Genomic DNA, 3,666 nt, shown 5'->3' with positions numbered 1-3,666 from the left:
AATAAAAGCCACTCAGTGAACCTGAGTGGCTTTTATTGTATTTCACCGTTGCAGACCTTTTTTATTTCAGAAGGCATGGAATGAACAACTCATGCTGGGTTTCCCGCTTCATTCGGCGTGGCAACCCACACCCATCCACAAAGGTATATGGAAGATCAAAGATTTTAACATAGCTATATTGGAAGGAAAACTGCCGGTTTTGTAAAGGCTCAAGAGCGAACTCATACGGGTTTGCTCCTTTTTATCCCAAAAAGCTGAAAATTTTGCCTATCAAAGTAGTGGGGATGAATCGGCTTCAGACGGTCTGACTTATACCCACAGCAACTACATCGCCATTTCAATGGTGGGTTTTTAACCACCCGTCCATACGAACCTCTTTCATCTTTAACCTTGTGTTGATGTTTACATCAGGGAAGGCATGATGCCCAAAGAAAATGCCCTTGGATTCCGCCTGTCATACCAGTTATGCTGATATAGACCCTGCACAAAGGTACCATGTTTCCCTGACGGCAGAAATCCTTCTCTCCGAATGTTCAATAAACGGGGCTTTTCTCCTCACGATAATAATTTCGCATAAGCTTGGTGGCCCAATCCGGTTGGGAAACGGGGTCGATGGGTCCAATTCAACCATATAGGGCTTAATATCAAGCACAGGGGTCTGATCGATGGCATCCAGTCCTTTTACTGTTAGAGTGAGCCCCTCAACACTTAATAACCGGCAACGGGAAACCCCGACTTGATTTGGGGCGCTTTGACTCTCTGGGCAAAAATACCCGCTTTGGACCAGTCCACCCGATTGCGTGGTAGCACTATATCTGTTTTTATACAAATTTTTTATTATCAATCCTTCTCTGTTTACACAATTCAACCTCCATTCAATTAAAAAACGGGGCCTTTTATTGACCTCGCTTATTCACTCAAGAAAAAATAGTCTTTTTCCACTTTGCACACTCTTGTCTTGTATCTTTTATACCACTCTTTTTTTCCCAGATTTTGCGCGACCTGATGGAATGAATTCTCTTTCCATTGTTTGATTGCTTCTAATGAGTCCCAATAGGAAATGGTGACTCCGAAGCCATTTTCATCACGAAAACTTTCTTCGCCTAAAAACCCCGGTTGCTCCGAAGCCAGGGTAAGCATCCGTTCTGCCATTTGTTCATAACCTTTCGTGACTTCAGTTCGCTCAGAAGTAAAAATAACTGCATAATAAGGCGGATTCGGCGTCTTGGCAATCAAGCTCATTTGTCACTCCTTTTAGTTGGAAAGGATAGAAACCTTTTCTGACCGAGGGGTTCAATCTTTCATTGATCTGACAGGCTTTATTGTATGGCAAAAACATTTTTAAATCCTTCGGCCCCTGTTTCAGTGACTTTCACCGCACGACTCTCGGGCAGCTGTTCAATCCAGCTTAAGGCAAATAGCTTTTCTAATAAGGCGTGTCCCAAAGAACCCGCGAGGTGATAGCGCCGCTCGCTCCAGTCAAGACAACAGCGTGCAAAAGAACGGCGCTTCTTTTGTGCTCTTAGGACATCAATACCAAAATTGGTTAAAAATATTTTTCCCTCTTCTGTGAGGGCAAAATCAGCACCGGATGGGTGTAATATTCCCATCTTGACCATTGTCTCCGTCAGATGAACGCCCAGTTTTCCGGCAAGGTGATCATAACAGGTACGAGCAAAACGAATGGCCTGATTTTGGTTAAATTTTTTCAGGGAGTTGATTTTTTCGGAGGGAGCAATGCATAAAAGGGACTCTAACACTTGAGCAATCTGACCGTCAGCCAACTGGTAATACCTGTGTCGTCCGTTCTTTTTTACTGTCACTACTTTTAATTCCAGCATGAGTGATAAATGGTAACTGGCAGTTTGCGGCGTTATCCCTGCAATGACCGCCAACTCAGTAGCGGTGTGAAACCTTCCATCCAGTAAGCTTTGCAGCATGTTTGCCCTGGATGGTTCACAGAGCAATGATGCCACATCGGCTACATTTGAATTGCCTCCCAATGAACATCCTCCTTTCCTTATGCATTTCATATTTCGATGATAGCCGAAATATTTGTGTTCTACAATAGAGTCAGATCACTTTATATAGACATGGAAAGGGTGTCATCGCTTATGAAACAAGAAGCAGCAAGGTTCCCGGATCAGATTATACGTCCCAAAATTTTATACTACGGAACTCCGGTTGTATTATTAAATACCTTAAATGAAGATGAGACAACTAATATTAGTCCTATTTCCTCCTCATGGGCACTCGGAGATTCAATTGTGCTCGGGTTGAGTGTGGAGGGGAAAGGATTTGAAAATATAAAGCGTCATGGGGAATGTGTGATAAACATTCCCCATCCCCCACTATGGGAAAAGGTGGAGAAATTAGCTTGCTATACGGGGAAATATCCTGTTCCCGAATTTAAAAAAGAGATGGGTTTTAAATTTGAAAAGGACAAGTTTCGTGCTTCCGGGTTGACTCCATTGCTTTCTGACGCAGTACAACCGAGCCGGATCATGGAATGTCCGATTCAAATTGAAGCAAATGTACAGAATATCAGGGTCCCTGAACATAGTCCTTACTTTGCCATCGTTGAAACAAAAGTTATACATGTTCATGCACATTCAGAAATTGTAATCGGTGACCATTACATTGATCCCGGAGTATGGAGCCCTCTCATTTATAATTTCCGGCATTATTTTGGCCTTGGAAAAGAACTGGGTAAAACGTTTCGAGCTGAAACATAGTTCTTTTTAATATATTGAAGTGTGAAGGAAATTGTATTAAGATAGTGTGCAAACAAATGTTTGGGGTTGTTGCTCGTGAATTTTACGGAAAAAGAGCTGCGTCAGTTTTTAATGGAGGCCAAAATCCACACATATGCTTCGCAAGGAGATGGTGCGTCAGTTCAACCGCTGCTTCCAGGATCAAAGCAGCTGGAGTATTCTAAAAGTAAATTTTTGTACCGGGATGTTTATTATGGCTTCGTTTATTTTGCGGGGCAGGAAACCGTTTATTTTGAAGGCAGTCCTCTTTGGTCGATGAGCTATGCCGGGGGTGTAAGCCGGTCTCTTTCTTCAACACAAGCAGTCCGGGATATATACTCTTTTTTGAGAACTGCGTTAAGAAAGGTAAGTCCTGAGAGACCTTACAGGGGTCCGAAGCAATTAATTAACGAAAAATATGCATACTATGATGAAAATATCGGGGATTTAGGAGACTTTTGGGGGTTTGAATATATAAAGCAGAATGAAAGCAAAGTGTACGAATTACGCTATCAAGGTGGATTTATCCGTTGAAACTTTTCATCCCTGAAGGAATTTCTGGATAAAAAGTAAAAAGAAAATAAAACTTGTTCCGGAACAAGGTGAACGTTCACCCCTCAACATATCAAAAGAGTATTCGTTTCACATTTAAAAAAAACGTTGACATATTCCTGAATCACATGCTATATTATTTTACGTTGCTGACACAGCTGCTTCTCTGGCGGCCTGACGGGACAGCGAAAAAACTCCAAAAAAGTTGTTGACATATTCGCTCAAGTGTGATAAGATAGGTCTTGTCGCTGCTTAAATGAGTTAGCAACAAACGAAGCAAAGTGTTCCTTGAAAACTAAAGAGTGATTACACGACCTGTTGATTCTTTTTGAGCAATCAAACTTCATGGAGAGTTTGATCC

General features: G+C 42.0%; 5 protein-coding genes. 2 read left to right on the top strand and 3 right to left on the bottom strand.

Features of this window, described 5'->3' with window-relative positions; translation table 11 throughout:
* Positions 1-463: 463 nt before the first annotated feature.
* The 3 genes from I8U27_RS21475 to I8U27_RS20150 form a co-directional block, all read right to left on the bottom strand.
* Positions 464-829, bottom strand: coding sequence for a TrmO family methyltransferase domain-containing protein (locus I8U27_RS21475; RefSeq protein WP_198065925.1), 366 nt, complete (start codon positions 827-829; stop codon positions 464-466).
* Positions 830-909: 80 nt separating this feature from the next.
* Positions 910-1,242, bottom strand: a complete 333-nt coding sequence (locus I8U27_RS20155) for an antibiotic biosynthesis monooxygenase family protein (protein WP_181755099.1) — start codon at positions 1,240-1,242, stop codon at positions 910-912.
* 77 nt (positions 1,243-1,319) lie between these two features.
* A complete protein-coding gene (locus tag I8U27_RS20150) occupies positions 1,320-2,003 on the bottom strand; it encodes an ArsR/SmtB family transcription factor (RefSeq protein WP_181755097.1) in 684 nt (227 codons plus the stop codon).
* A 111-nt stretch (positions 2,004-2,114) separates the two neighbouring features.
* Between I8U27_RS20150 and I8U27_RS20145 the strand changes: the two genes are divergently transcribed.
* Positions 2,115-2,735 carry a flavin reductase family protein gene (locus tag I8U27_RS20145; RefSeq protein WP_374057952.1) on the top strand — a complete coding sequence of 207 codons (621 nt, stop codon included), beginning with the start codon at positions 2,115-2,117 and terminating at the stop codon, positions 2,733-2,735.
* A 75-nt stretch (positions 2,736-2,810) separates the two neighbouring features.
* The gene (locus I8U27_RS20140) at positions 2,811-3,287 is read left to right on the top strand and encodes a DUF5680 domain-containing protein (RefSeq protein ID WP_181755095.1); all 477 of its coding nucleotides are present in this window, start codon (positions 2,811-2,813) and stop codon (positions 3,285-3,287) included.
* The last annotated feature ends 379 nt before the right edge of the window (positions 3,288-3,666 follow it).

It is taken from the genome of Paenactinomyces guangxiensis (assembly GCF_016055185.1).
In the GTDB taxonomy this organism is placed as follows: Bacteria; Bacillota; Bacilli; order Thermoactinomycetales; family Thermoactinomycetaceae; genus Paenactinomyces; species Paenactinomyces guangxiensis.
The sequence above is the reverse complement of the archived record's forward strand: the minus strand, read 5'-3'. Positions and strand labels throughout refer to the sequence as shown.